This window comes from Pseudomonas sp. DCB_BI (assembly GCF_026240995.1).
In the GTDB taxonomy this organism is placed as follows: Bacteria; Pseudomonadota; Gammaproteobacteria; order Pseudomonadales; family Pseudomonadaceae; genus Aquipseudomonas.
Window position 1 is genome coordinate 100,830 of sequence record NZ_JAPFCG010000015.1, and the last position, 22,591, is coordinate 123,420.

Genomic DNA, 22,591 nt, shown 5'->3' on the forward strand with positions numbered 1-22,591 from the left:
GGCTTGTCGGCAATAGGGCCGGTAGAGACAATTCACCCTCCTCCCCCGAAAAACAGTCAATACTTCCCCCATTCACACGTGGGCAGGATCGCCCGTTGTCGTGTCCAGACGAATAACAACCGAATCCAAGGAACCGGACCTATGCTGCGCCGGCGCATGCTCATCATGTTGGCCGTGGTTCTGCTGATCGTGCTGGCCCTGGGGGGTTACAAGGCCTTCTCGATCTACCAGCAGATCCAGATGTTCACTGCCCCCAAGCCGCCCATCACCGTGGCAGCGGCCTTGGCTGAACAGCGCCAGTGGCAACAGCGCCTGCCCGCCGTCGGCAGCCTTAAAGCGCTGCAGGGTGTCGAGCTGAGCCTGGAGGTAGAGGGCATCGTCAAGACCCTGCATTTCGACTCCGGCCAGCAGGTAAAAGCCGGGCAACTGCTGCTGAGGCTCAACGACGACCAGGAGACGGCGCTGCTCGGCACTGCCGAGGCGGACCTGGGCCTGGCCAAGGTCGACTTTGGCCGCGGCCGGCAACTGGTGGGCGACTCGGCAATTTCCCGTGGCGAATACGACCGCCTCAATGCTCAGTACCTGCGCAACCAGGCGGTGGTCGACCAGCTCAAGGCATCGAAGACCAAGAAGAGCATCAGCGCCCCGTTCACCGGCACCATCGGCATCCGCCAGGTGGACGTTGGCGATTACCTGGCCCCCGGCACGGTGATCGCTACCCTCCAGGACACTTCCAGCTTGTATGTCGACTTCAACGTGCCGGAGCAGGCCCTGCCAAACCTGAGCCTTGGCCAACAGGTGCTTGTGCAGGTGGCGGCCTACCCCGGCCAGACCTTCCCCGCCAGCCTCAGCGCCATCAACCCCAAGGTCGAGGAAACCACGCGCAACCTGCTGGTGCGCGCGACCATGGCCAACCCGGACGGCAAGCTGCTGCCCGGCATGTTCGCCAGCCTGCTGATCCTGCTGCCCAACCCTCAGCCGCAAGTGGTGGTACCGGAAAGCGCCATCACCTACACCCTGTATGGCAACTCGGTGTATGTCGCCACGCCGAAAAAGGACAAGGACGGCAAGCCGGAAACCGACGAAAAAGGCCAACCGCAGCTGGTCGCCGAACAACGCACGGTGCAGACCGGCGAGCGCCGTGACGGTGTGGTGGTGGTCAACAAAGGCTTGCAGCCGGGCGAGCAGGTAGTCACGGCCGGGCAGCTGAAGCTTACCCCCGGCGCCGCGATCCGCATTGGCCAGGACAAGGCCCTCAAGCCCGCACAGGGCGCAGCGACCCAGGACTGACAGGAGGCTGGCATGGCGTTCACCGACCCGTTCATCCGCCGCCCGGTGCTGGCCAGCGTGGTCAGCCTGCTGATCCTGCTGCTGGGTTTCCAGGCCTGGAACAAGCTGCAGATCCGCCAGTACCCGCAAATGGAAAACGCCCTGATCACGGTGACTACCGCCTACCCCGGGGCCAACGCGGAAACCATCCAGGGCTACATTACCCAGCCGCTGCAGCAAAGCCTGGCCAGCGCCGAAGGCATCGACTACATGACGTCGGTGAGCCGGCAGAACTTCTCGATCATTTCCATCTACGCGCGCATTGGTGCCGACAGTGACCGGCTGTTCACCGAGCTGCTGGCCAAGGCCAACGAAGTGCGCAACAAGCTGCCGCAGGACTCCGAAGACCCGGTACTGAGCAAGGAAGCCGCCGACGCCTCGGCGCTGATGTATGTCAGCTTCTACAGCAAGGAAATGAGCAATCCGCAGATTACCGACTACCTGTCGCGGGTGATACAGCCCAAGCTGGCCACGTTGCCGGGCATGGCAGAGGCGGAGATCCTCGGTAACCAGGTGTTTGCCATGCGCCTCTGGCTCGACCCGGTCAAGCTGGCCGGTTTCGGCCTGTCGGCCAGCGATGTGACCAATGCCGTGCGCCGCTACAACTTCCTTTCCGCCGCTGGCGAGGTGAAAGGCGAATACGTGGTGACCAGCATCAATGCGAATACCGAGCTGAAGTCGGCCGAAGCCTTCGCGGCGCTACCGGTCAAGATCGACGGCAACAGCCGGGTGCTGCTGGGCGATGTCGCGCGGGTCGAGATGGGCGCGGAAAACTACGATACGGTCAGCTCGTTCGACGGCACCCCGTCGGTGTACATCGGCATCAAGGCCACCCCCGCCGCCAACCCGCTGGACGTGATCAAGGAAGTGCGGCGGATCATGCCCGAGCTGGAAAGCCAACTGCCCTCGGCGCTCAAGGTATCGATCGCCTACGACGCCACGCTGTTCATCCAGGCCTCCATCGACGAAGTGATCAAGACCCTCGGCGAAGCGGTGTTGATCGTCATCGTGGTGGTGTTCCTGTTCCTCGGTGCCCTGCGTTCGGTACTGATACCGGTGGTGACCATTCCGCTGTCGATGATCGGGGTACTGTTCTTCATGCAGATGATGGGCTACTCGCTCAACCTGCTGACCCTGCTGGCCATGGTGCTGGCCATCGGGCTGGTGGTGGACGATGCCATTGTCGTGGTGGAAAACATCCATCGGCACATGGAGGAAGGCAAGGCGCCTTTTGACGCGGCCCTGGAAGGTGCGCGCGAGATCGCCATGCCGGTCGTGTCGATGACCATCACCCTGGCTGCGGTGTATGCGCCGATCGGCTTTCTGACCGGGCTTACCGGCGCGCTTTTCAAGGAGTTCGCCCTGACCCTGGCCGGCGCGGTGATCATCTCCGGCATCGTCGCACTGACCTTGTCACCGATGATGTGCGCCCTGCTGCTGCGCCCGGAACAGAACGCCAGCGGCCTGGCCCACCGCCTCGATCAGTTGTTCGATCGGCTGAAGGTCCGCTACCAGCGGCTGCTGCACGCCACCCTCGACAGCCGGCCGGTGGTGCTGGTGTTTGCGGTGATCATCCTGTGCCTGATCCCGGTGCTGCTCACGTTCACCCAGAACGAACTGGCGCCCAACGAGGACCAGGGGGTGATCTTCATGATAAGCAGCTCGCCGCAACCGGCCAACCTCGACTACCTCAACGCCTACACCGACCAGTTCACCCCGCTGTTCAAGGACTTTCCCGAGTACTACTCGTCGTTCCAGATCAATGGCTTCAACGGCGTGCAGAGCGGTATCGGCGGCTTCCTGCTGAAGCCGTGGAACGAACGCGAGCGCACGCAGATGGAATTGCTGCCGCTGGTGCAGGCCAAGCTTGAGGAAATCGGCGGCCTGCAGATCTTCGGTTTTAACCTGCCATCATTGCCCGGCACAGGCGAGGGCCTGCCGTTCCAGTTCGTCATCAATACCGCTGGCGATTACCCAGCCTTGCTGGAGGTGGCCCAGCGCATCAAGGCCCGCGCCCAGGCGTCAGGCAAGTTCGCTTTCCTCGATATTGACCTGGCCTTCGACAAGCCCGAGGTGGTGGTGGATATCGACCGGGCCAAGGCGGCGCAGATGGGGGTGTCGATGGACACCCTCGGCGGTACCTTGGCGACCTTGCTGGGCGAGGCGGAAATCAACCGTTTCACCCTTGAAGGGCGCAGCTACAAGGTGATTGCCCAGGTCGAGCGACCATACCGCGACAACCCCGGCTGGCTGAACAATTACTATGTGAAGAACGATCAGGGCCAGTTGCTGCCACTGTCGACCTTGATCACCCTGGCTGATCGCGCCCGCCCGCGCCAGCTCAACCAGTTCCAGCAGCTGAACTCGGCCATCATCCAGGGCGTGCCCATGGTCAGCCTGGGCGAAGCGCTGAAGACCGTGCAAGACATTGCCCGTGAAGAGGCGCCAGAAGGTTTCGCCTTCGACTATGCCGGCGCGGCCCGCCAGTACGTGCAGGAAGGCAGCGCGTTGTGGGTCACCTTCGGCCTGGCCCTGGCGATCATCTTCCTGGTGTTGGCAGCGCAGTTCGAGAGCTTCCGCGACCCGCTGGTCATCCTGGTGACCGTGCCCTTGTCGATTTGCGGTGCGTTGCTGCCACTGTTCCTGGGCATATCGAGCATGAACATCTACACACAGGTAGGGCTGGTGACGCTGATAGGGTTGATCAGCAAGCACGGCATCCTGATCGTCGAGTTCGCCAACCAGTTGCGGGCAGAGCGGGGCCTGAGCGTGCGCGAGGCGATCGAAGAGGCGGCGGCGATTCGCTTGCGGCCAGTGCTGATGACCACGGCGGCGATGGTGTTTGGCATGGTACCGCTGATCCTGGCAACCGGGGCCGGGGCGGTCAGCCGCTTTGACATCGGTACGGTGATTGCGACCGGGATGTCCATTGGTACGCTGTTCACTTTGTTTGTGCTGCCTTGCATCTACACCTTGCTGGCGCACAAGACGGTGGCCAAGGTACCTGTCGTTGCGTGATCCGGGCTCTTCGCGGGCTCACCCGAGCAGGCCCGGCCAGGCAGATGCAAAAAAGCCAGAGGCCCCGCTATTGCGGGGCCTCTGGTATTTCTAGCTCACACCGGGCTCAACCGAACGGCCGTAATCCCTGGCGCATACCGAACAGGAACAGCAACAGGTCATGATCCGGCTGGACCTTGGCCTGCTGCTGCGGTTTCGCTTCCCGCGGCAGCGCGCACTGGTCGGCCATTTCAGCCTTGCTGAACACCGTCGGCTTGGGCTCCTCCCAGGCAGCGACCGCCACAGTGGTGACCGCCAGACCTGCTATCAGGAACAAAGCTCGAGCTATTTCTAGTTTCATCACCCTAACCCTTTGACAGCGCTGCCAAACGCCATCTTGTAAAAGTAGAGCAGCGTTTGCCATTCCGCGTCATTGAGCGACGAATGGCGGCGCAGCTGGCGCAGGTCGTTGCCCGCCGCACGCTGGCAGCTGATGCGCCGCCGGCACTTTTCCAGGTCGAGCAACGCCACCTCGACACGGGCCTGCTCGCCCTCGCCAATCACCTTGATGAACACATGCTTGCCGTACAGGCAGCCATGCTGCCAATGGCCCAAGTGCATGCGCGCCAAGTTGTCCGCCAGGTCCTTGAGCATGCGCTCATGCACCACCTGCGGGTACCGCTCGCGAGCACCTTCGGCATGCCAGGTGTCGAGTTCGACAAAACCGTCCAGCGCTTCGCTGACCAGCAGCGCACGCCACTGATGGTCAGCATCACGCTCGGCACCACAAAAGACGATGCGTGGCACACGCACCCCGAGTTGCTCGAAGCTGTTGAGCGCATCCAGCTCACGCAATACGGTCGGCCGGCCGAAAGGGTGCAGCAGGCTACGGTAGATATGCCCGACCTGGCGCTTGGCATACAGCAGTTTGCCGTCGGCATCGTTCAGGCGTTGCACACCACTCTCGCCACCGCGGCGCTGGTTAGGCTCCTCGACCCACTCGCCTTGCTGGCGCCAGTAAAAATCGAACCGCGACTCCCCTCTCTGGGCTACAGCCATCAAACACTACCCCTTACGCAATACGTAGACCCGCCACATGGCATAGAACGGCAGGAAGTCGAGGCGTTCCTGGATTCTGAAGCCGGCGGCCGTGAATTCTTCTTCGACCGTTTCAGCCGGTAACACGAAACGGTTCTGGTAATTATCCTGATCGGCCCTGGCACTGCGGCGCTGCTCGAGCTTTTTCCGCCGCCAGGCCTTGAAATTGCCGTCCACCCACAACGACAGGATCACACTATCACGGCTAACTCGCTGAAATTCCGACAGAATGGTTTTTCTGTGTGCCGATTCGCCAATGTGGTGGAACAGGCGCATGCAGAAAATGCTGTCCACCGAATTGTCCGGCAAATCGATGGCAAATGCCGAAGTCTGCAAAGGCCGTACCCGTGCCACCACTTCTGGCGGTTGCGCGGCGCAGGCTGTCTCGATCATCGCCTCGGAGTTGTCGGCACCGATGATGACCCGGTTGGGTTTTTCCGCCAGCAGCGGCCAGAAGCGGCCGGCACCGCAAGGCAAGTCCAGTACCAGGCCAGGCTCGCCGGCCAACGCCAGAGCGCGCCGGGCCAATTGTTCATCTCGCTTGTGGGAAAGGCGTCGCGCCAGGCCGTCCTGATGCTTGAGGAAGTACTCGCGGGCATGGTCTTTGTCGTACTTCTCGGAAAATTCAAGCTTGATGGGGCTACGCATTGGGCATCTCCTGACTCATTGCGCCCACACTAGTCGTGCAAGCGTTGGAATCAGGTCATGCCGATGTGAAAAATATGTTTAGCGCCCAGGCACCTGTTACAACAGATTACTCAACCAGGGTGTCCAGGTCGTTCTTGGTCGTGGTGTTGGTCAGGTCCACGTGGAATCGGCAGCCGTGCGGCAGCGTTGATGTAAGGGTGACATGCCAACCCTGGTCGTCACAGATCCGCTGCACCAGCGACAGGCCCAGGCCCAGGCCCTCGCCTCGCCGCTCATCGCCCCGCACGAACGGTTTGAACATCGCCTCGCGCTGCTCCTCGGGAATGCCCACCCCGCTGTCCTCGACGCTGAAGCCGTTGGCCTCCAGGCTCAGGCGGATATAGCCAGCGTCGGTATAGTGCGCGGCATTGCGCAGCAGGTTGCCCATCACAGACTGCAGGAAGGTGGCGTTGTACAGGACCGGGCTGGCGCTGATGCGGCCATCGAAGTACAGGGTCAGGCCTTTCTGCTCGATGGTGTCGCGCCACACCCCAATGAGCTCGTCGGCCACCTCGCGCAGGGTCGCTCGCGACGCCACCGCGCCCTCGTCACGCTGCGCCCGGGCCAGCATGAGGAAGGTCTTGACCAGTTCGCGCATTTCTTCGGTAGCCCGCGCCACTCGCTCTACCTGGCTGCGTGCGCGGGTATCGAGATTGGGGTTTTCCATCAGCAGTTCGCAGGAGGTCGCCAGCACCATCAGCGGCGTGCGCAGCTCGTGGCTGACGTCACTGGTAAACAGCCGCTCGCGGGTCAGGGCGTCGCGCAGGCGGCCCAGGGTATCGTCGAACGCCACCGCCAACTGGCCGACTTCGTCCGCCGCATAGTCCGGCGCCAAAGGTGGGGCCAGGCCCAGCAACTGGTCGCGATGACGCACCTGGCGCGCCAGGCGGATCACCGGTGCCATTACCCGGCGCGCGACCAGCCAGCCGAGAATTACCGCCAGCACCAGGCTGAGCACGAAGCCCACCACTACCACTGCGAACAGCACACGCTCGCGCTCTTCGAAGTCGCTTTGGTCCTGCAGCAGCACATAGCGGCGGCCATCGACGATCTCGACCATGGCGTGGTAAGACAACTGGTCGCGAAACACTTCGTGGAAGCCCCGCTCGAGGTGGCGCAGGTCCTTTGGCAGCTCGAAGTCATCCCGGCCGCCACTGAAATAGAACAACTGGTCGGGACGGGGCCGATGACTCCAGTCGCTGACACTGTCCATACGCAACAGACGCTGCAGGTCGCCACCCAGCACCGAGGAAATCAGCCGCTCTTCGACCAGGTGCACGGTGCCGACGATACCGAAGGCGAACGCCCCGGCCACCAGCGCGCTCATCAGCGCAAAGGCAATGATGATGCGCTGGGCAAGGCTTTGCTTAAACTCCATCGCGGCCCTCGGCGAGGCGATAGCCGACGCCATGGACGGTATGCAGCAGCGGTTTTTCAAATGGCTTGTCGATCACCTGGCGCAGCTGGTGCACGTGGCTGCGCAGGCTGTCGCTGTCAGGGCAGTCGTCGCCCCACAGGGCCTCTTCCAGCACCTCGCGGCGCAATACGTGCGGGCTTTTCTGCATCAGCACCGCCAGCAGCTTCAGGCCGACCGGGTTGAGTTTGAGCAAGCGGCCCTGACGCGTCACCTCGAGGGTGTCAAGGTCGTAGCTGAGGTCGGCTACCTGCAACGTACGGCGCCCACCGCCCTGGGCACGGCGCAGCACTGCTTCGATGCGTGCGGCCAGCTCGGACAGGGCGAACGGCTTGAGCAGGTAGTCGTCGGCACCGGAGCGGAAGCCCTGTAGCCGGTCGTCCAGCTGGTCACGCGCGGTGAGCATGATCACCGGGGTGTCACGGCGGGCGTCTTCGCGCAGGCGCTTGCACAGGGTGTAGCCATCGATGCCGGGCAGCATGATGTCGAGCACGATCAGGTCGTAGTGCTCGGTGGCGGCCAGGTGCAGGCCGGACAGACCATCCTGGGCGCAGTCGACGGTGTAACCCTTCATGCCCAGGTAATCGGCCAGGTTGGCCAGGATATCGCGGTTGTCTTCAACCAAAAGAATGCGCATCGGTTTCTCCTGTGCGGCGCTTCTCGCTGTGGTGCGCGGCAGGCGCAGCTTAAGGCCTATGCCTGCACGGTGCCAGCCCCGTAGAAAATTCACCGCAGTTGACGGTTTTTTCACTGATCCTTCACGGACACAGGATAGCGGGCGGCCGACAATGCCCGATCTTTTCCGCGCCCTGGAGCCGCCATGCAGCAACGCACCCGCCCACGTCCGATCAATTACTGGCTGTACCTGGGAGTTCCCCTGGCGACCGCGCTGGCCTTGATCCTGCTGGAACTGACCTCGGTCGACATGGACGTCGCCAACCTGTTCTTCGACCCCGCCGCCGGGCAGTTCATTGGACGCCACAGCTACCTGCTGGAGAACATCCTGCATGACCGGGTGAAGCAGGGGGTGATCCTGCTGGGTATTTTGTCGCTGCTGACCTTTGCCGCGAGCTTTTTCTGGCGGCGCTTGTTCGGCTGGCGCCGCGAGCTGGGCTGCCTGGTGCTGGCCCTGGGCCTGTCGACGGCATTCGTGACGCCGCTGAAAAAGGTGACCCAGGTGCAGTGCCCCTGGAGCCTGACCCAGTTTGGCGGTACCGAAACCTACAGCAAGCTGCTGGAACCGCGGCCGCCAACCGACAAGCCAGGGTTGTGCTGGCCGGGTGGCCATGCGGCGACCGGGTTCTGCCTGTTCGGGTTGTTCTTCATGCTGCGTGATCGCAAGCCGCGGCTTGCGCGCTTAGCGTTCGTAGTGGCGTTTGTAGCAGGGTCGGTACTAGGTGTGGGGCGGATGATGCAAGGGGCGCACTTCTTGTCGCACAACGTGTGGACGGCCGTGTTCTGCTGGTTGATCGGGTTGGGGTCGTATTACCTGGTTCTGTATCGGCGTGGGCTGGCGGAAGTGCCAGTCACCGAGCGCAGCGTAGCCTGATTCGCGGGTAAACCCGCTCCCACCGGTACCGCACCAGTTTTCAGATCCGGTGCATGAGCTGTGGGAGCGGGTTCACCCGCGAAGAGGCCCTTGCAGCTAAACCAAAAAGCCCCGGTTCTCACGAACCGGGGCTTTCTGATGGTGCAGGGGGTAAGGCTGGCTTACATCATGCCGCCCATGCCACCCATGCCGCCCATGTCAGGCATGCCAGCAGCTGGCTTGTCTTCTGGCAGGTCAGCAACCATGGCTTCGGTGGTGATCATCAGACCGCCGATCGAAGCAGCAGCTTGCAGCGCCGAACGGGTGACCTTGGCTGGGTCCAGGATGCCCATCTCGATCATGTCGCCGTATTCGCCGGAAGCAGCGTTGTAACCGAAGTTACCCGAACCTTGCTTGACCTTGTCAGCAACAACGCTTGGCTCGTCGCCGGCGTTTGCAGTGATCTGGCGCAGCGGGGCTTCTACAGCGCGACGCAGCAGGGCGATACCGACGTTCTGGTCTTCATTGTCGCCTTTCAGGTCAACAATGGCTGCCAGGGCGCGAACCAGGGCAACACCACCGCCAGGTACCACGCCTTCTTCAACGGCTGCACGGGTAGCGTGCAGGGCGTCTTCAACGCGGGCTTTCTTCTCTTTCATTTCAACTTCGGTGCCGGCACCGACCTTGATCACGGCAACACCGCCAGCCAGCTTGGCCAGACGCTCTTGCAGCTTCTCACGGTCGTAGTCCGAGGAAGTTTCTTCGATCTGGGCACGGATCTGCTTGACGCGTGCTTCGATCTCGGTGTCAGCGCCAGCACCATCGATGATGGTGGTGTTTTCCTTGGACAGGATCACGCGCTTGGCGTTACCCAGGTGCTCCAGGGTAGCGGTTTCCAGGGACAGGCCGATTTCTTCGGAGATGACCTGGCCACCGGTCAGGACGGCGATGTCCTGCAGCATGGCCTTGCGGCGGTCGCCGAAGCCCGGTGCCTTGACCGCAGCAACCTTGACGATGCCGCGCATGTTGTTGACTACCAGGGTAGCCAGCGCTTCGCCTTCAACGTCTTCGGCAACGATCAGCAGTGGGCGGCCGGCCTTGGCAACGGCTTCCAGCACTGGCAGCAGCTCACGGATGTTGGAGATTTTCTTGTCGACCAGCAGCAGCAGCGGGCCTTCCAGCTCGGCAACCATGGTGTCCGGCTTGTTGACGAAGTATGGCGACAGGTAGCCACGGTCAAACTGCATGCCTTCTACGACAGACAGTTCGTTTTCCAGGCCCGAGCCTTCTTCAACAGTGATCACGCCTTCTTTACCGACTTTTTCCATGGCTTCGGCGATGATTTCACCGATGGAGTTGTCGGAGTTGGCGGAGATGGTGCCTACCTGGGCGATGGCCTTGGAGTCGGCGCATGGCTTGGACAGGTTCTTCAGCTCGGCAACAACGGCAGCAGTGGCCTTGTCGATACCGCGCTTCAGGTCCATCGGGTTCATGCCGGCAGCGACGGCTTTCAGGCCTTCGTTGACGATGGCCTGGGCCAGGACGGTAGCGGTGGTGGTGCCGTCACCGGCAGCGTCGTTGGCCTTGGAAGCGACTTCCTTGACCAGCTGGGCGCCCATGTTTTCGAAAGCGTCTTTCAGCTCGATTTCTTTGGCGACGGAAACGCCGTCCTTGGTGATGGTTGGCGCGCCGAAGCTCTTGGCCAGTACCACGTTACGGCCTTTCGGGCCGAGGGTCGCTTTTACAGCGTCAGCCAGTACGTTGACACCAACCAGCATTTTTTTACGAGCGGAATCGCCAAACTTTACGTCTTTAGCAGCCATGATCGTTTAATCCTTGAATTTCTTTGGAGTAACGGGAAGTCGGGGAAATCAGCCTTCGACAACGGCGAGGATTTCGTTCTCGGCCATGACCAGCAGGTCTTCGCCATCGACTTTCACGGTGTTGCTGCCCGAGTAAGGGCCGAAGACCACTTTGTCACCCACTTTCACGGCCAGCGCGCGAACTTCGCCGTTGTCCAGGATGCGACCGGTGCCGACGGCTACAACTTCGCCGCGGTTTGGTTTTTCAGCGGCCGAACCCGGCAGGACGATACCGCCAGCGGTTTTCGATTCTTCTTCGCTGCGACGGATGACTACGCGGTCATGCAGAGGACGAAGCTTCATTGTCGATCTCTCCCAAATTGTGGTTTTCATCGGCCGGTATCGACACCGGCGGGTTGATGCTGTCCGGCGTTGCCGGGAAGTGGCCCGCGATGGGCGAACCACTTGTGTAATGTCTGGCGTTGCCGCCAGAAACCTTGCGGTGACCACATACATGAGGCCGCCATATTCAATTACAAGGCTAGGTACACAAAATTTTTCATCAGGCCGAAAAAGACCGGGGCCGCTTATGCGGCCCCGGTGCGTTTCACTTATCGCGGCGCTCGTACTCGCCTTCGATCACGTTCGGCCGATGGCCGCCCTCACGGGGCTGCGCCTGGAACGGGTCGTCCTGGAACGCACGCTGGCGCATGGCCTGGGCCTCGGCACGCTCACGCATCTTGCGCGCAGCCAGGTGACGGGTGAACGGCAGCAGGCACAGCAGGCCGAGCACGTCGCTGATGAAGCCTGGCAGCAACAACAGGCCACCACCGACCGCCAGCATCATGCCCTGGAACATGTCCTCGGCGGGCAGTTCACCGCGCTGCAGGCTCTCACGGGCACGCAATGCGGTCGCCAGCCCGGCCACCCGCATCACCAGCACGCCCAGGGCCGAGCCGGCGATGATCAGCAGCAGCGCCGGGAAGAACCCGATCGCGGCACTGACCTTCACGAAGACGAACAGCTCCAGCACGGGAAACAGCAGAAACAACAGTAGAAAAGCACGCATCAAAGCAATCCTCGTTGGAAGACAACCTTCCTGTGAGACCTACAGATGGATGCAGATGCTCGTTTTTTCAACCCTCGACCTGTGCCGCAGTCGGCCACTGGTCAGCGCGCGCCAGCAATACCAAGGCTTCGCGGACTTGTGTCGGCGTATTGCAAATACTGGGGAAAGGCAACCAGTGCACCGCCTGGCCAATACGCAGGTGCATGCCTTCGCTGTCCACTCCGACCATCTGCGCCTGCGCATGGCTTGGCAGGTCGGTCAGCGCCACGTAGTGAGCGATTGCGTTAGCGTGGTCGCTGTTCATGTGTTCGACCATGCTCGCCTCGGCCTTGCCGGCGAACGGGTTGGCCAGGGTCACCTGGTCCAGCCAGTGAATTGCGCCGAAACCGCCAATGTAGCGGTGCCGCACCGGCTGCAGCACCCAGAAGTCGAAGTCGTGGGCCTTGTGGTAGTTGGCCGCGTCGGGGAAGTAGCGGTAGTAGCGCTCGGCGGCGGCCTCGATGGCCGCATCGTCGACCAACTTGTGCGCCTCGGCCATCACGGTCAGGCGGCCCACCGCCTGCACATCCTCTGCCTCCCGCTCCCCCACCAGCAGCGAGCACTTGGGGTCTTTCTGCAGGTTGTGGGTGTGCTGGGCGATGCGGCTGATGAGGATCAGTGGGTTGCCCTGGGCGTCCAGGCAGTACGGCACGACCGAGCCGAACGGGAAACCGGGCATCGACTTGGAATGGGTCGAGAGCACGCCACGGTATTCCTTGAGCAGCAGTTCCCGGGCGGGGCGAATGGCGTTGGTACTCACTTGGGGGCGGCTCCTGGCGGACTGAATCAAGACAAGATAAGCATTATCAGTTCCAGTGCCAATGGGGCTGTTACACAGCCCATCGCGACACAAGGGCGCTCCCACATTGACCGGCGTGATCCCTGCCGTGGTGTCGCGACAGGGGAGCCAAAGCGCCCCCGGCGGCTTACCAGGTAACGCCGAACCCAGCGGTATAGCGCGTCTTGTCCAGGTCACTCTCACGCGTCCCGGTGATGATGTCCTTCTCCGCCTTGAGGTTGAGCGAGGCCCATTCGGTGACCTTGTAGCGCAGGCCGACCTCAGCATCCAGCGAGTAGTCAGCCGCACCACCCAAGGGCTTGGCGAACTCGCCGTTGGTGAACAGCTGCACGTTCTTGCCGATCAGGTAGCGGGTGTAGTCCCACTTCACCGCAGCGGAGTAGAAATTGTCCTTGCTGCCGTCCTGGTACTCGAAATCGGTGCGGTTGATCAGCGAACCCAGCGAGAATGCGCCTAGCTCATCGTCCCAGAACTGGTAACCCGGGCCGGTACCCACGGTACGCTGGCGGGCGAGGTCTTCGATACGGTCGCGCTTGTATTCAGCACGCCCCTGCCAGAACCACTTCTCGGTGAGGAAGCGGTCCAGGGCATACTCGGCACTCCAGTTGTCGGTGGTAGTGACGTCGTCCTTGGTCTCGCGGTTGTATTCGCCTTCGGCATTGTGCCGCCAGCGGCCGTGACGGGCAGTGGTCTTGAAGCCGATGTCATAGTCGTCGGTGTCATTCTCGGCACGCTTGTAGTCCAGCGCCACGTCGACATTGCCTTTCCACACGAGGTCCTCGACCAGCGGCTTGGGCTTCATGATCTGCTCGATGCTGGCCAGATCGACAGTCTTCGGCGCCTCGCCATTGGCCAGGGTCACCTTGCCAGGCTCGGCCGCCTTCAGCGACTTGGCTCTCTCACCGTTGTAGGCATCCTGCTTGACCAGCATCTCCTGGTCGCTCTCCAGGGTCTGGACTTCCTTCCAGTCCAGGGCGATGGCGCCGCCGTAAGGGGTTTCCAGCAGCAGCTTGCCGCCATCGAAGACCTTGATCTTGCCACTGAGCCGGTCGCCATTCTTCATCCACACGGTGTCGGCGAACACCGGGGACGCACACAGGGAAGCTGCAAGCAGGCACAACAAGGATCTAGTATTCATAAGCGGACTACAGGTTCGATTCAACGAAAAAAGCCGGGCATTATCCAGATACCGACGACCAGAGCAAGGACAGACCGGGTGCATGCCGTTGAGTTCAACTCTCATTTCCCCGGACCATCGGTCCGGTTTCATCTGCAGCCCTAGGGGGGCGTGATGCCTGGTGGATATGAGCACGCCCATGATTGCGCCGAAGGCCGACGAACGGCGCTATATTCGGTGCTTGGCCAGGTGCCGAGCGGCAAAGTGGTGAGTTATGGCCAGCTCGCCGAGCTGGCAGGGCTTGGGCGCGCGGCGCGGTGGGTCGGGCGCACCCTTGGGCAGTTGCCAGCCGATACCCGCCTGCCCTGGCACCGGGTGCTCGGCGCAGGTGGCCGGCTGAGCCTGGCACTGGGGACCCCGTCGGGGGATGAACAACGGGCGCGTCTACGCGCGGAAGGTGTGAATGTAACCAACAATCGTGTGGATATGACGCGCCATGGCTGGCGCCCAATGGAGCACAGCGGTTAGAGTGCGCGCTTTGTTTTCGAAAACTTGAGGCAGATGTTGGCCCATGCCCCGTAAAACCTGGCGCGCTGCGCTTGAAGCCTATGCCAGCCCGTCAACCCTGGTACTTTTGCTGCTCGGCTTTGCCGCCGGCCTGCCCTACATGCTGGTGTTCTCAACCCTGTCGGTGTGGCTGCGCGAAGCCGGCGTCGCCCGCGAGACCATTGGATATGCCAGCCTGATCGGCCTGGCATACGCTTTCAAGTGGGTGTGGTCGCCGCTGCTCGACCAATGGCGCCTGCCGCTGCTGGGCGGCCTGGGGCGCAGGCGTTCGTGGCTGCTGTTGTCACAGGCGCTGGTGGTCATCGGCCTGGTCGGCATGAGCCTTTGCGATCCGCAACAACACCTGTCATGGCTGATCGCCATGGCGGTGCTGGTGGCCTTCGCCTCGGCCACCCAGGACATCGCCGTCGATGCCTACCGCCTGGAAATCGCCGACGACCAACGCCAGGCCGCGCTGGCAGCCAGCTACATGGCCGGCTACCGGGTAGCTGCCCTGCTCGCCACGGCTGGCGCCCTGTTCTTCGCCGAATGGTTCGGCTCCACCGGTTTCAGCTACCTGCACAAGGCCTGGGCCGGCACCTATGTGATGTTCGGGGTAATGATGCTGCCCGCGCTGTTCACCACCCTGGTCATGCGCGAACCGCCAGTGCCCATGCGCACCCAGCTGTCGGCAGCGCGCTATGGGCTGGTGCACCAGATGGCCTCGGTTTTCGTGCTGATCATCTTGCTGGTGTCGGTACCCGCCAGCTTCACCCAGATGTTCAATACCGGCTGGTCCACAGTCATCTCCGGTGATGCCACGCCGCTCGACCTGCTGCTGGAAGACCGCGCCTTCCTGCGCCTGATTCTCTATGTGCTGCTGACCTGGGCGTGCCTGTCGAGCCTTGGTCGCCGTGGCCTGGCGCCGGTGCTGACACCGGTCAACGACTTCATCGCCAGGTACCGCTGGCAGGCCCTGCTGCTGCTGGGCCTGATCGCCACCTATCGCATGTCTGACACGGTGATGGGCGTGATGGCCAACGTGTTCTACATCGACATGGGCTTCACCAAAGACCAGATCGCCAGCGTCAGCAAGATTTTCGGCCTGATCATGACCCTGGTCGGTGCCGGGATCGGCGGCCTACTGATCGTACGCTTCGGCATCATGCCGATCCTGTTCATCGGTGGCGTTGCATCGGCGGGCACCAACATTCTGTTCCTGATGCTGGCCGACATGGGCCCGAACCTGGAAATGCTGGTGGTGACCATCTCGCTGGACAACTTCAGCTCGGGCATGGCCACGTCGGCCTTCGTCGCCTACCTGTCGAGCCTGACCAACCTGAAGTTCTCGGCAACCCAGTACGCGTTGCTCAGCTCGATCATGCTGCTGTTGCCACGGTTGATTGGGGGCTATTCGGGGGTGATGGTGGAGAAGTTCGGTTACCACGACTTCTTCCTGATTACCGCACTGCTGGGCGTGCCTACGCTGATCCTGATTGCCCTGCAGTGGCGTCAGGAGGCCGGGCGGGGCAAGCCGGTGGCTCAGGAAAGTTCGGCGACCGAGCGCCCCTGACAGCTCTGTACAACCTGTTCTGCTCCTATCACCGGCAAGCCAGCCGACACAGATGGCCGCTGGCTTGCCCGCGACAGGACCAGAGCAGGTAAACCCATTACTGGAAAACAGCCCCCTCCCCCGACCTGCCGCCCACCACGAACCACAACGGCCACAGCGCCAATGCCCCCGCCACCCCCGCGGCCAGCGCAAAGTGCAGCAGGCTGGCGCCGGCACCAATCATGGCCAGCAGCGCACCGCCCAACCCCAGCAAGGCAATGGTGATCATCCCCAGCATCGCGGAAACCAGGCCCTTGCTCTGCTCGCTGGAGAACAGCGTCATGCGGTACAACACTGCGTTGGCCACGCCCAGGCCCAGGGCATACAGCGACATGCCCACGACCACGCTAGTTACGCTCGACCAGTACCAGGTCGCCAGCACCATCAGGCCCAGGCCAGCCAGATATGGCCATAGCGCGCCGCGCACCAGGGCCGGCAGCGGATAGCGGTCCGCGATACGGTTGATGATCAGGTTGCCGAGGATCAGCCCGCCAAACACCGGCAACTGCCATAAGGCGTATTCCATGGTGCTCAGCCCTTCGTCGTGGATCAGCAGCACCGGCGACAGGCCGATCCAGCCAATCAGCGGCAAACCGACCAGGCCCAGGGCAGCGCTGCCGGCAACGAAGCGGCGGTTGGCCAGCAACTGGCCATAGCCCGCCAGCAGCGGCAGCAAGTGGATTGGCGTGAAGGCCAGGCGTGACCCATCACGGCGTTCCACCCCCAGGGTTTCCGGCATCAGCCGGTACAGCAGCAGCCAGGTCAGCACGGCGCCGAAGGTGAACGCCACGAACAGCCACCGCCAGTCCAGCCATTGCAACAGCAAGGTACCCACCAGCGGCCCCAACAGCGGCGATAGCAAGGCGATGTTCGCCAGCAGGGCCATCATGCGTACGGCGTCAGCCTCGCTGAAGGCTTCGTTGAGGGCCGGGTAGCTGACCGTGACCACGAAGCCCAGGCCAATGCCCTGCAACAGGCGCAGGAGGTTGAACAGCCCGATGTCATGAACCCAGAAAGTAGCCAGGCAGGCCAGGCCGAAGCCTGCGCAGCCGACCAGTAACAGCGGGCGCCGCCCGTAACGATCTGCCAGCGGGCCGATCAGCCATTGCAGCACCACGCCGCCCAGCAGATAAAGGTTGAGGGCGTGCGGGATGTATTCCGGGCTCGCCTTCAGGTCGCCGACCACCACCGGCATGGCCGGCATGACCGCGTCACTGGCCAGATAGGTCAGCAGCTCGAACAGGGCCAGGGTCAGGCCGAACAGCAAGGCGCGCAGAGGGGTGATGTACAGCAGTGGTTTCATGATGGCGTATCGGGTGTGACAGGCAGGGTCAGGCTATATGCCAGAAATGGCGTTTTTTTGCTGTGAACAAGTGTAAAAAAAACGGGGCCGCTTCACGCCCCATCGCCGGTAAGCCAGCGATGAGGCCTAAAGCGGCCCCGTTTTCCTGCAGGCTTATTGCACGGCAGTCTCCTGCACCACGCGAATCACCCGCTGCGGGAACGGAATATCGATGCCTTCGGCCTTCAACCGGTCACGCGCATGCTCATTGAGCATGAACATCACGTCCCAGTAATCGGAAGTCTTGGTCCACAAACGCAGCGACACGGTGATCGAGCTGTCACCCAGCGTCGCCACCACGGCCTGGGGTGCCGGGTCAGCCAGCACACGCGGGTCCTTGGCCAAGTCCAGCAGCACGTTACGGGCCTTCTGCAGATCGGCCTCGTAGTCCACGCCCACGTCGAACACTACTTTGCGCGTTGGCTGGCGATTGGTGTTGGTGATGATGCCGTTGGACAGGCTGCCGTTAGGCATGATCACAGTCTTGTTGTCACCGGTGCGCAGCACGGTGTGGAAGATCTGGATACTGTCGACGGTACCGGCAACACCCTGCGCTTCGATCCAGTCACCAATGCGGAACGGGCGGAACATCAGGATCAGCACCCCGCCGGCAAAATTCGCCAGGCTGCCCTGCAAGGCCAGACCGATGGCCAGGCCGGCGGCACCGATGGCGGCGACGAACGAAGTGGTCTCGATGCCGATCATCGAGGCAACACTGACGAGCAGCAGCACCTTGAGGACGATATTGGCCAAGGTGCTGATAAAGCCTTGCAACGCCAGGTCGGCATTGCGCAGGCCTACCAGCTTGCCCAGGCGGGCGCTGACCTTGTTGATGATCCACCAGCCGACCGCCAGGGTCAGCAGCGCCAGCAGCACACGGCTGCCGTATTCCATGATCAGGGGGATCCAGGTTTGCGATTGGCGAACCAGCTGATCGACTTCAGCGTTCAAATCCATATTCATCTCCTGATGCCGAGCGGCAAGTACACGGTAGAACAGGCTACGCGCGTTTGCGCAGCCCCGGCCCCCATGGACATCACATGGCCATCGGGGTTCCGGCCCGCCCGCGCATCAGTCGCGGAAGTTGTTGAACTGCAGCGGCATGTCGAATTCCTTGGTGCGCAGCAGGGCAATGGCTTCCTGCAGGTCGTCACGCTTCTTGCCGGTTACACGAACCTGCTCGCCCTGGATAGCGGCCTGCACTTTCAGCTTGCCATCCTTGATGGTGGCAACGATTTTCTTGGCCAGGTCCTTGTCGATGCCTTCGCGGAACTTGGCTTCCTGTTTCTTTTCCTTGCCGGATGCGTACGGATCCTTGGTTTCGAGGCATTTCACGTCGATCTTGCGCTTGACCAGCGCGAGGCGCAGGATTTCCAGCATCGCTTCGAGCTGGAACTCTTCTTCGGCAGTGAGCATCACGGTCTGCTCTTTGTCCTTGAACTCGAAGGTGCCCTTACCCTTGAGGTCGTAACGGCGGTCCAGATCCTTGATGGCGTTGTCCACCGCGTTCTGCACTTCGTGCTTGTCCAGTTCCGATACCACGTCGAACGAAGGCATGGTTGTTCTCCCAAAATAAAAGCGCGCTCAGGCTGAAGATGGAGCGCGCTGGGTTTGACGGTTAAAATGCGGGCTCATTATAACGGGTTGCGAAACGCATATGAGCAGCACCTGGCATATTCTCGGCGCCGGCAGCCTGGGCAGCCTGTGGGCTTGCCGCCTGGCACGTGCAGGCAAGGCCGTAAGGCTGATCCTGCGTGACGGGCAGCGGCTGCGGGCTTACCAGCAGGCTGGCGGCCTCACCCTGTTCGAGCAGGATCACACCCGGCACTACGCCATCCCCGCCGAAACCGCGCAGGCGCATGGGCCGATCCACCGCCTGCTGGTGGCCTGCAAGGCCTACGACGCCGCCCCGGCCATTGCCGGCGTGGCGCCACGGCTGGCCAATGGCGCCGAAGTGCTGCTGTTGCAGAATGGCCTGGGCAGCCAAGATGACGTCGCCGACTTGGTACCTCACGCGCGCTGTATCTTCGCCTCCAGCACCGAAGGTGCGTTCCGCGAGGGTGACTGGCAGGTACGCTTCGCCGGCCATGGCTTCAACTGGCTGGGCGACCCGCGCATGCCGGCGATCCCGGCCTGGTTCGATGACCTGCACCAGGCGGGTATCCCTGCCGAGTGGACGGTGGACATCCTTACCCGGCTGTGGCGCAAACTGGCGCTCAACTGCGCAATCAACCCGCTGACCGTATTGCATGACTGCCAGAACGGCGGGCTGCTGGGGCATCTGGGTGAAGTAGAAGCGCTGTGCGGCGAACTGGCCGAGCTGCTGCGCCGTTGCGGCCAGCCCCAAGCAGCGGACGGGCTGGACGAAGAGGTGCAGCGGGTGATCCTCGCCACCGCAGCCAACTACTCTTCCATGTACCAGGACGTGCGCGCTGGCCGGCGCACCGAGGTGCACTACCTGCTCGGCCATGCCTGCCGCGCCGCCAGCCGCCATGGCCTGCAGCTGCCGCAGCTGGAACACCTGCAGCTACGCCTGGTCGAAAACCTGCGCCTGCGTGGCTTGCCCTGCGACTGACGCAGCCCTTGAACCGGATATGGACATTGCCTAGCCCATGACCTTGCGCCAACGCCTGGAAAACCTCCCGGTCGGGCAGAAGCTGCTGGCGGCCCTGCTGGTATTGCTGGTGACCATCCTGCTGGTGGCCAACCTCACCTTCATCAGCGCAGCCTACTGGATCACCCAGGAAAGCATGGCACCACAGGCCCTGCAAACCATCGGCCGGCTAGTGGCCAACCCGCAGCTGGCGGCCCGCGCTGGCGACACGCCAGAGACCGCCAGTGCCCTGCTCAAGGAGCTGGACAGCTACACGCCGCTGCGCGCTGCCGCCGTCTATGGCGGCGATGGCCGCATGCTGGCGCAGTTGCAGCATGGCGAGCCGCTGGCCATGCCCAAGCGCTTTCGCAACATCGACGGCTGGCGCCTGATGGAGTTTCGCAGCACCCAGCTGATCCGCATCCCGCGCGACGCCAACCCACCTGCACACCTGCTGCTGGTGGCCAGCAGCGAACTGCCCACGGCGTTCTACACCGGCACCCTCAGTGCCAGCCTGGGGATCCTGGTGTTCAGTATCCTGCTGTGGATCGTCATCGCCCGGCAGATCAAGCGCCTGATCACCCAACCCATCAACCAGCTGGAAGAGCTCAGCCGCCAGGTGACCCGTGAGGAGAGCTACGCCCTGCGTGCCCGGCGCGGCAACGACGATGAAATCGGCAGCCTGGCCGAGGCTTTCAACACCATGCTCTCGCGCATCGAAGCCCGCGAGCAGCAGCTCAAGCGCGCTCGGGACGAGTTTCAGGATGCGTATGACCAGGCCCAGGGCCTGGCCGAGGAAACCCGCCACACCAACCGCAAACTGGAGCTGGAAGTACAGGTGCGCAGCAAGATCGAGAAGAAGCTCACCGGCTTTCAGAATTACCTCAACAGCATCATCGACTCAATGCCATCGGCGCTGATCGCCCTTGACGAACAGCTCTATGTCACGCAGTGGAACCATGAAGCCACGGTGCTTTCCGGCACGCCGCTGGATGAAGCGCTGAACCAGCCGGTGTTCATCGCCTTCGAACCGCTCAAGCCGTTCCTGCCACAGCTGAAGGAAACCGTGGAAAAGCACCGGGTGGCGAAAATCGAGCGGGTTACCTGGGCCAAGGGCGATGACCTGCGCCACTACGCCCTCACCTTCTACCCGCTGACCGGCGGCGGCGGGCGCGGCGTGGTCATTCGTATCGACGACATTACCCAGCGCCTGTCACTGGAAGAAATGATGGTGCAGTCGGAGAAAATGCTCTCGGTCGGTGGCCTGGCCGCCGGCATGGCCCACGAAATCAACAATCCGCTGGGCGCCATTCTGCACAATGTGCAGAACATCCGCCGGCGCCTGTCGAACGAGCTGCCGCGCAACCAGGAACAAGCCGAAGAGCTGGGCATCGACCTGGCCACGGTCAACCGCTACCTGGACAGCCGCGAGGTACCGCAACTGCTCGACGGTATCCAGCAAGCCGGAGCCCGGGCGGCGAAAATCGTCACCCACATGCTCAGCTTCAGCCGCCGCAGCAACCGTCAGCTGGTGCCCTGCGAGCTGCCGGCACTGATTGACCAGGCAGTGGAAATTGCCGGCAACGACTTCGACCTGGCCATCGGTTTCGACTTCAAGGGCCAGGCCATCGTGCGCCAGTTCGACCCCGAGCTCGGGCCGGTGCCGTGCACGGCCAACGAGCTGGAACAAGTGCTGCTCAATTTGCTGAAGAACGCCGCCCAGGCCATTCACCTGCGCCCACAACCGAGCGAGCCGGGGCGTATCACCCTGCGTACCCGGCTGAACCCGCCATGGGCGGAAATCCAGGTCGAGGACAACGGTGTGGGCATGCCCGAAGCGGTGCGCAAGCGCACCTTCGAGCCGTTCTTCACCACCAAGGAAATCGGCCAGGGCACCGGTCTGGGCCTGTCGGTCTCGTACTTCATCATCACCAACAACCACAAAGGGCAGATGGAAGTGCATTCCACTCCCGGCCAGGGCACCTGCTTTACCCTGCGCCTGCCCCTCGGCTCGCCTGCAGCAGCGGTGCCGACAAAAATGGAGAAGTGACATGGGCTACCGCCTGTCGAAGATCTACACCCGCACCGGTGACAAGGGCGAAACCGGCTTGGGCGACGGCCGCCGGGTGGCCAAGGACCACCCGCGGATCGAAGCGATTGGCGAAGTGGACAGCCTGAACAGCCAGCTGGGCGTGCTGCTGGCAGGCCTGGCCGAGCATGGGCTGGATGAGGTGAGCTGCGTGCTTGCACCCTGTCAGCACCGCTTGTTCGATTTGGGTGGGGAACTGGCCATGCCCAGCTACCAGGCGTTGAACCAGGCGGAGGTAGAGCGACTGGAGGCCGCTATCGATGTGTGGAACGAAGAGCTGGGGCCGTTGAAGAACTTCATCCTGCCCAGTGGTTCGATGCTGGTGGCCCAGGCGCATGTGTGCCGCAGCCTGGCACGCAGTGCCGAACGGCGGTGTCAGCAGTTGAATGCCGTAGAACCGCTGGAGGGGGTTGGGCTGGCCTATATCAACCGGCTGTCTGATCTGCTGTTTGTGGCAGCGCGGATCATTGGGCGCCGACAGGGGGTGGCTGAGGTTTTGTGGCAGCCTGCCGAGAAAGCGCAGGGCTGAT

General features: G+C 62.5%; 21 protein-coding genes. 8 read left to right on the top strand and 13 right to left on the bottom strand.

Going from position 1 to position 22,591, the window contains the following annotated elements:
- Positions 1-141: 141 nt before the first annotated feature.
- Both OO258_RS17405 and OO258_RS17410 read left to right on the top strand, forming a co-directional pair.
- Positions 142-1,290: an efflux RND transporter periplasmic adaptor subunit gene (locus OO258_RS17405; protein WP_266031856.1), complete on the top strand. Its 1,149-nt coding sequence runs from the start codon at positions 142-144 to the stop codon at positions 1,288-1,290.
- A 12-nt stretch (positions 1,291-1,302) separates the two neighbouring features.
- Positions 1,303-4,347: a multidrug efflux RND transporter permease subunit gene (locus tag OO258_RS17410; protein WP_266031857.1), complete on the top strand. Its 3,045-nt coding sequence runs from the start codon at positions 1,303-1,305 to the stop codon at positions 4,345-4,347.
- A 106-nt stretch (positions 4,348-4,453) separates the two neighbouring features.
- On the opposite strand, the gene OO258_RS17415 is transcribed toward OO258_RS17410, so the two are convergent.
- The 5 genes from OO258_RS17415 to colR all read right to left on the bottom strand — a co-directional run bounded on the left by OO258_RS17415 (position 4,454) and on the right by colR (position 8,162).
- Positions 4,454-4,687 carry a hypothetical protein gene (locus OO258_RS17415; protein WP_110742631.1) on the bottom strand — a complete coding sequence of 78 codons (234 nt, stop codon included), beginning with the start codon at positions 4,685-4,687 and terminating at the stop codon, positions 4,454-4,456.
- Positions 4,687-5,385: a lipopolysaccharide kinase InaA family protein gene (locus OO258_RS17420; RefSeq protein WP_110742630.1), complete on the bottom strand. Its 699-nt coding sequence runs from the start codon at positions 5,383-5,385 to the stop codon at positions 4,687-4,689. The genes OO258_RS17415 and OO258_RS17420 overlap by 1 nt, the downstream gene beginning before the upstream one ends.
- 6 nt (positions 5,386-5,391) lie before the next feature.
- Positions 5,392-6,072, bottom strand: coding sequence for a class I SAM-dependent methyltransferase (locus OO258_RS17425; RefSeq protein ID WP_110742629.1), 681 nt, complete (start codon positions 6,070-6,072; stop codon positions 5,392-5,394).
- Positions 6,073-6,178: 106 nt separating this feature from the next.
- Positions 6,179-7,489, bottom strand: coding sequence for a sensor histidine kinase (locus tag OO258_RS17430; RefSeq protein WP_266031858.1), 1,311 nt, complete (start codon positions 7,487-7,489; stop codon positions 6,179-6,181).
- The gene (gene colR / locus OO258_RS17435; protein ID WP_003255215.1) at positions 7,479-8,162 is read right to left on the bottom strand and encodes a two-component system response regulator ColR; all 684 of its coding nucleotides are present in this window, start codon (positions 8,160-8,162) and stop codon (positions 7,479-7,481) included. The genes OO258_RS17430 and colR overlap by 11 nt, the downstream gene beginning before the upstream one ends.
- Before the next feature lie 183 nt (positions 8,163-8,345).
- On the opposite strand from colR, the gene OO258_RS17440 reads away from it, so the two are divergent.
- Positions 8,346-9,074 carry a phosphatase PAP2 family protein gene (locus OO258_RS17440; RefSeq protein ID WP_266031859.1) on the top strand — a complete coding sequence of 243 codons (729 nt, stop codon included), beginning with the start codon at positions 8,346-8,348 and terminating at the stop codon, positions 9,072-9,074.
- Between the two features lie 161 nt (positions 9,075-9,235).
- Here OO258_RS17440 and groL read toward each other — a convergent pair whose 3' ends face one another.
- The 5 genes from groL to OO258_RS17465 all read right to left on the bottom strand — a co-directional run bounded on the left by groL (position 9,236) and on the right by OO258_RS17465 (position 13,900).
- Positions 9,236-10,876 carry a chaperonin GroEL gene (groL, locus tag OO258_RS17445; protein ID WP_110742626.1) on the bottom strand — a complete coding sequence of 547 codons (1,641 nt, stop codon included), beginning with the start codon at positions 10,874-10,876 and terminating at the stop codon, positions 9,236-9,238.
- A gap of 48 nt (positions 10,877-10,924) precedes the next feature.
- Entirely contained in the window at positions 10,925-11,218 is a 294-nt protein-coding gene (locus OO258_RS17450) for a co-chaperone GroES (protein WP_016488938.1), read from the bottom strand.
- A 244-nt stretch (positions 11,219-11,462) separates the two neighbouring features.
- Entirely contained in the window at positions 11,463-11,924 is a 462-nt protein-coding gene (locus tag OO258_RS17455; RefSeq protein ID WP_096426721.1) for an FxsA family protein, read from the bottom strand.
- Between the two features lie 67 nt (positions 11,925-11,991).
- Positions 11,992-12,723 carry a HugZ family protein gene (locus OO258_RS17460; RefSeq protein WP_266031860.1) on the bottom strand — a complete coding sequence of 244 codons (732 nt, stop codon included), beginning with the start codon at positions 12,721-12,723 and terminating at the stop codon, positions 11,992-11,994.
- A 166-nt stretch (positions 12,724-12,889) separates the two neighbouring features.
- On the bottom strand, positions 12,890-13,900 hold the full coding sequence (locus tag OO258_RS17465; RefSeq protein ID WP_266031861.1) for a DUF481 domain-containing protein: 1,011 nt from the start codon (positions 13,898-13,900) through the stop codon (positions 12,890-12,892).
- Between the two features lie 153 nt (positions 13,901-14,053).
- On the opposite strand from OO258_RS17465, the gene OO258_RS17470 reads away from it, so the two are divergent.
- Together OO258_RS17470 and OO258_RS17475 are read left to right on the top strand one after the other, a co-directional pair.
- Positions 14,054-14,407: an MGMT family protein gene (locus OO258_RS17470; protein WP_266031862.1), complete on the top strand. Its 354-nt coding sequence runs from the start codon at positions 14,054-14,056 to the stop codon at positions 14,405-14,407.
- A gap of 43 nt (positions 14,408-14,450) precedes the next feature.
- Positions 14,451-15,998, top strand: a complete 1,548-nt coding sequence (locus OO258_RS17475) for an AmpG family muropeptide MFS transporter (RefSeq protein ID WP_110742622.1) — start codon at positions 14,451-14,453, stop codon at positions 15,996-15,998.
- Between the two features lie 97 nt (positions 15,999-16,095).
- Here OO258_RS17475 and OO258_RS17480 read toward each other — a convergent pair whose 3' ends face one another.
- The 3 genes from OO258_RS17480 to OO258_RS17490 form a co-directional block, all read right to left on the bottom strand.
- On the bottom strand, positions 16,096-17,340 hold the full coding sequence (locus tag OO258_RS17480) for an MFS transporter (protein WP_266031863.1): 1,245 nt from the start codon (positions 17,338-17,340) through the stop codon (positions 16,096-16,098).
- Between the two features lie 153 nt (positions 17,341-17,493).
- Entirely contained in the window at positions 17,494-18,336 is an 843-nt protein-coding gene (locus tag OO258_RS17485; protein ID WP_110742620.1) for a mechanosensitive ion channel family protein, read from the bottom strand.
- Positions 18,337-18,450: 114 nt separating this feature from the next.
- On the bottom strand, positions 18,451-18,936 hold the full coding sequence (locus OO258_RS17490) for a YajQ family cyclic di-GMP-binding protein (RefSeq protein WP_016713577.1): 486 nt from the start codon (positions 18,934-18,936) through the stop codon (positions 18,451-18,453).
- Between the two features lie 100 nt (positions 18,937-19,036).
- Between OO258_RS17490 and OO258_RS17495 the strand changes: the two genes are divergently transcribed.
- The 3 genes from OO258_RS17495 to OO258_RS17505 are packed head-to-tail and all read left to right on the top strand — an operon-like array spanning position 19,037 to position 22,590.
- A complete protein-coding gene (locus OO258_RS17495) occupies positions 19,037-19,954 on the top strand; it encodes a putative 2-dehydropantoate 2-reductase (RefSeq protein WP_266031864.1) in 918 nt (305 codons plus the stop codon).
- Between the two features lie 37 nt (positions 19,955-19,991).
- Positions 19,992-22,022, top strand: a complete 2,031-nt coding sequence (locus tag OO258_RS17500) for a sensor histidine kinase (protein WP_266031865.1) — start codon at positions 19,992-19,994, stop codon at positions 22,020-22,022.
- A 1-nt stretch (position 22,023) separates the two neighbouring features.
- Entirely contained in the window at positions 22,024-22,590 is a 567-nt protein-coding gene (locus OO258_RS17505; RefSeq protein WP_110742617.1) for a cob(I)yrinic acid a,c-diamide adenosyltransferase, read from the top strand.
- Position 22,591 lies beyond the last annotated feature (1 nt).

What these genes read in the sequence shown, in the direction of transcription:
- OO258_RS17405 (WP_266031856.1), top strand. Translation starts at nt 142, where the DNA reads ATGCTGCGCCGGCGCATGCTCATCATGTTGGCCGTGGTTCTGCTGATC.
- OO258_RS17410 (WP_266031857.1), top strand. Translation starts at nt 1,303, where the DNA reads ATGGCGTTCACCGACCCGTTCATCCGCCGCCCGGTGCTGGCCAGCGTG.
- OO258_RS17415 (WP_110742631.1), bottom strand. Translation starts at nt 4,687, where the DNA reads ATGAAACTAGAAATAGCTCGAGCTTTGTTCCTGATAGCAGGTCTGGCG.
- OO258_RS17420 (WP_110742630.1), bottom strand. Translation starts at nt 5,385, where the DNA reads ATGGCTGTAGCCCAGAGAGGGGAGTCGCGGTTCGATTTTTACTGGCGC.
- OO258_RS17425 (WP_110742629.1), bottom strand. Translation starts at nt 6,072, where the DNA reads ATGCGTAGCCCCATCAAGCTTGAATTTTCCGAGAAGTACGACAAAGAC.
- OO258_RS17430 (WP_266031858.1), bottom strand. Translation starts at nt 7,489, where the DNA reads ATGGAGTTTAAGCAAAGCCTTGCCCAGCGCATCATCATTGCCTTTGCG.
- colR (WP_003255215.1), bottom strand. Translation starts at nt 8,162, where the DNA reads ATGCGCATTCTTTTGGTTGAAGACAACCGCGATATCCTGGCCAACCTG.
- OO258_RS17440 (WP_266031859.1), top strand. Translation starts at nt 8,346, where the DNA reads ATGCAGCAACGCACCCGCCCACGTCCGATCAATTACTGGCTGTACCTG.
- groL (WP_110742626.1), bottom strand. Translation starts at nt 10,876, where the DNA reads ATGGCTGCTAAAGACGTAAAGTTTGGCGATTCCGCTCGTAAAAAAATG.
- OO258_RS17450 (WP_016488938.1), bottom strand. Translation starts at nt 11,218, where the DNA reads ATGAAGCTTCGTCCTCTGCATGACCGCGTAGTCATCCGTCGCAGCGAA.
- OO258_RS17455 (WP_096426721.1), bottom strand. Translation starts at nt 11,924, where the DNA reads ATGCGTGCTTTTCTACTGTTGTTTCTGCTGTTTCCCGTGCTGGAGCTG.
- OO258_RS17465 (WP_266031861.1), bottom strand. Translation starts at nt 13,900, where the DNA reads ATGAATACTAGATCCTTGTTGTGCCTGCTTGCAGCTTCCCTGTGTGCG.
- OO258_RS17470 (WP_266031862.1), top strand. Translation starts at nt 14,054, where the DNA reads ATGCCTGGTGGATATGAGCACGCCCATGATTGCGCCGAAGGCCGACGA.
- OO258_RS17475 (WP_110742622.1), top strand. Translation starts at nt 14,451, where the DNA reads ATGCCCCGTAAAACCTGGCGCGCTGCGCTTGAAGCCTATGCCAGCCCG.
- OO258_RS17480 (WP_266031863.1), bottom strand. Translation starts at nt 17,340, where the DNA reads ATGAAACCACTGCTGTACATCACCCCTCTGCGCGCCTTGCTGTTCGGC.
- OO258_RS17485 (WP_110742620.1), bottom strand. Translation starts at nt 18,336, where the DNA reads ATGGATTTGAACGCTGAAGTCGATCAGCTGGTTCGCCAATCGCAAACC.
- OO258_RS17490 (WP_016713577.1), bottom strand. Translation starts at nt 18,936, where the DNA reads ATGCCTTCGTTCGACGTGGTATCGGAACTGGACAAGCACGAAGTGCAG.
- OO258_RS17495 (WP_266031864.1), top strand. Translation starts at nt 19,037, where the DNA reads ATGAGCAGCACCTGGCATATTCTCGGCGCCGGCAGCCTGGGCAGCCTG.
- OO258_RS17500 (WP_266031865.1), top strand. Translation starts at nt 19,992, where the DNA reads ATGACCTTGCGCCAACGCCTGGAAAACCTCCCGGTCGGGCAGAAGCTG.
- OO258_RS17505 (WP_110742617.1), top strand. Translation starts at nt 22,024, where the DNA reads ATGGGCTACCGCCTGTCGAAGATCTACACCCGCACCGGTGACAAGGGC.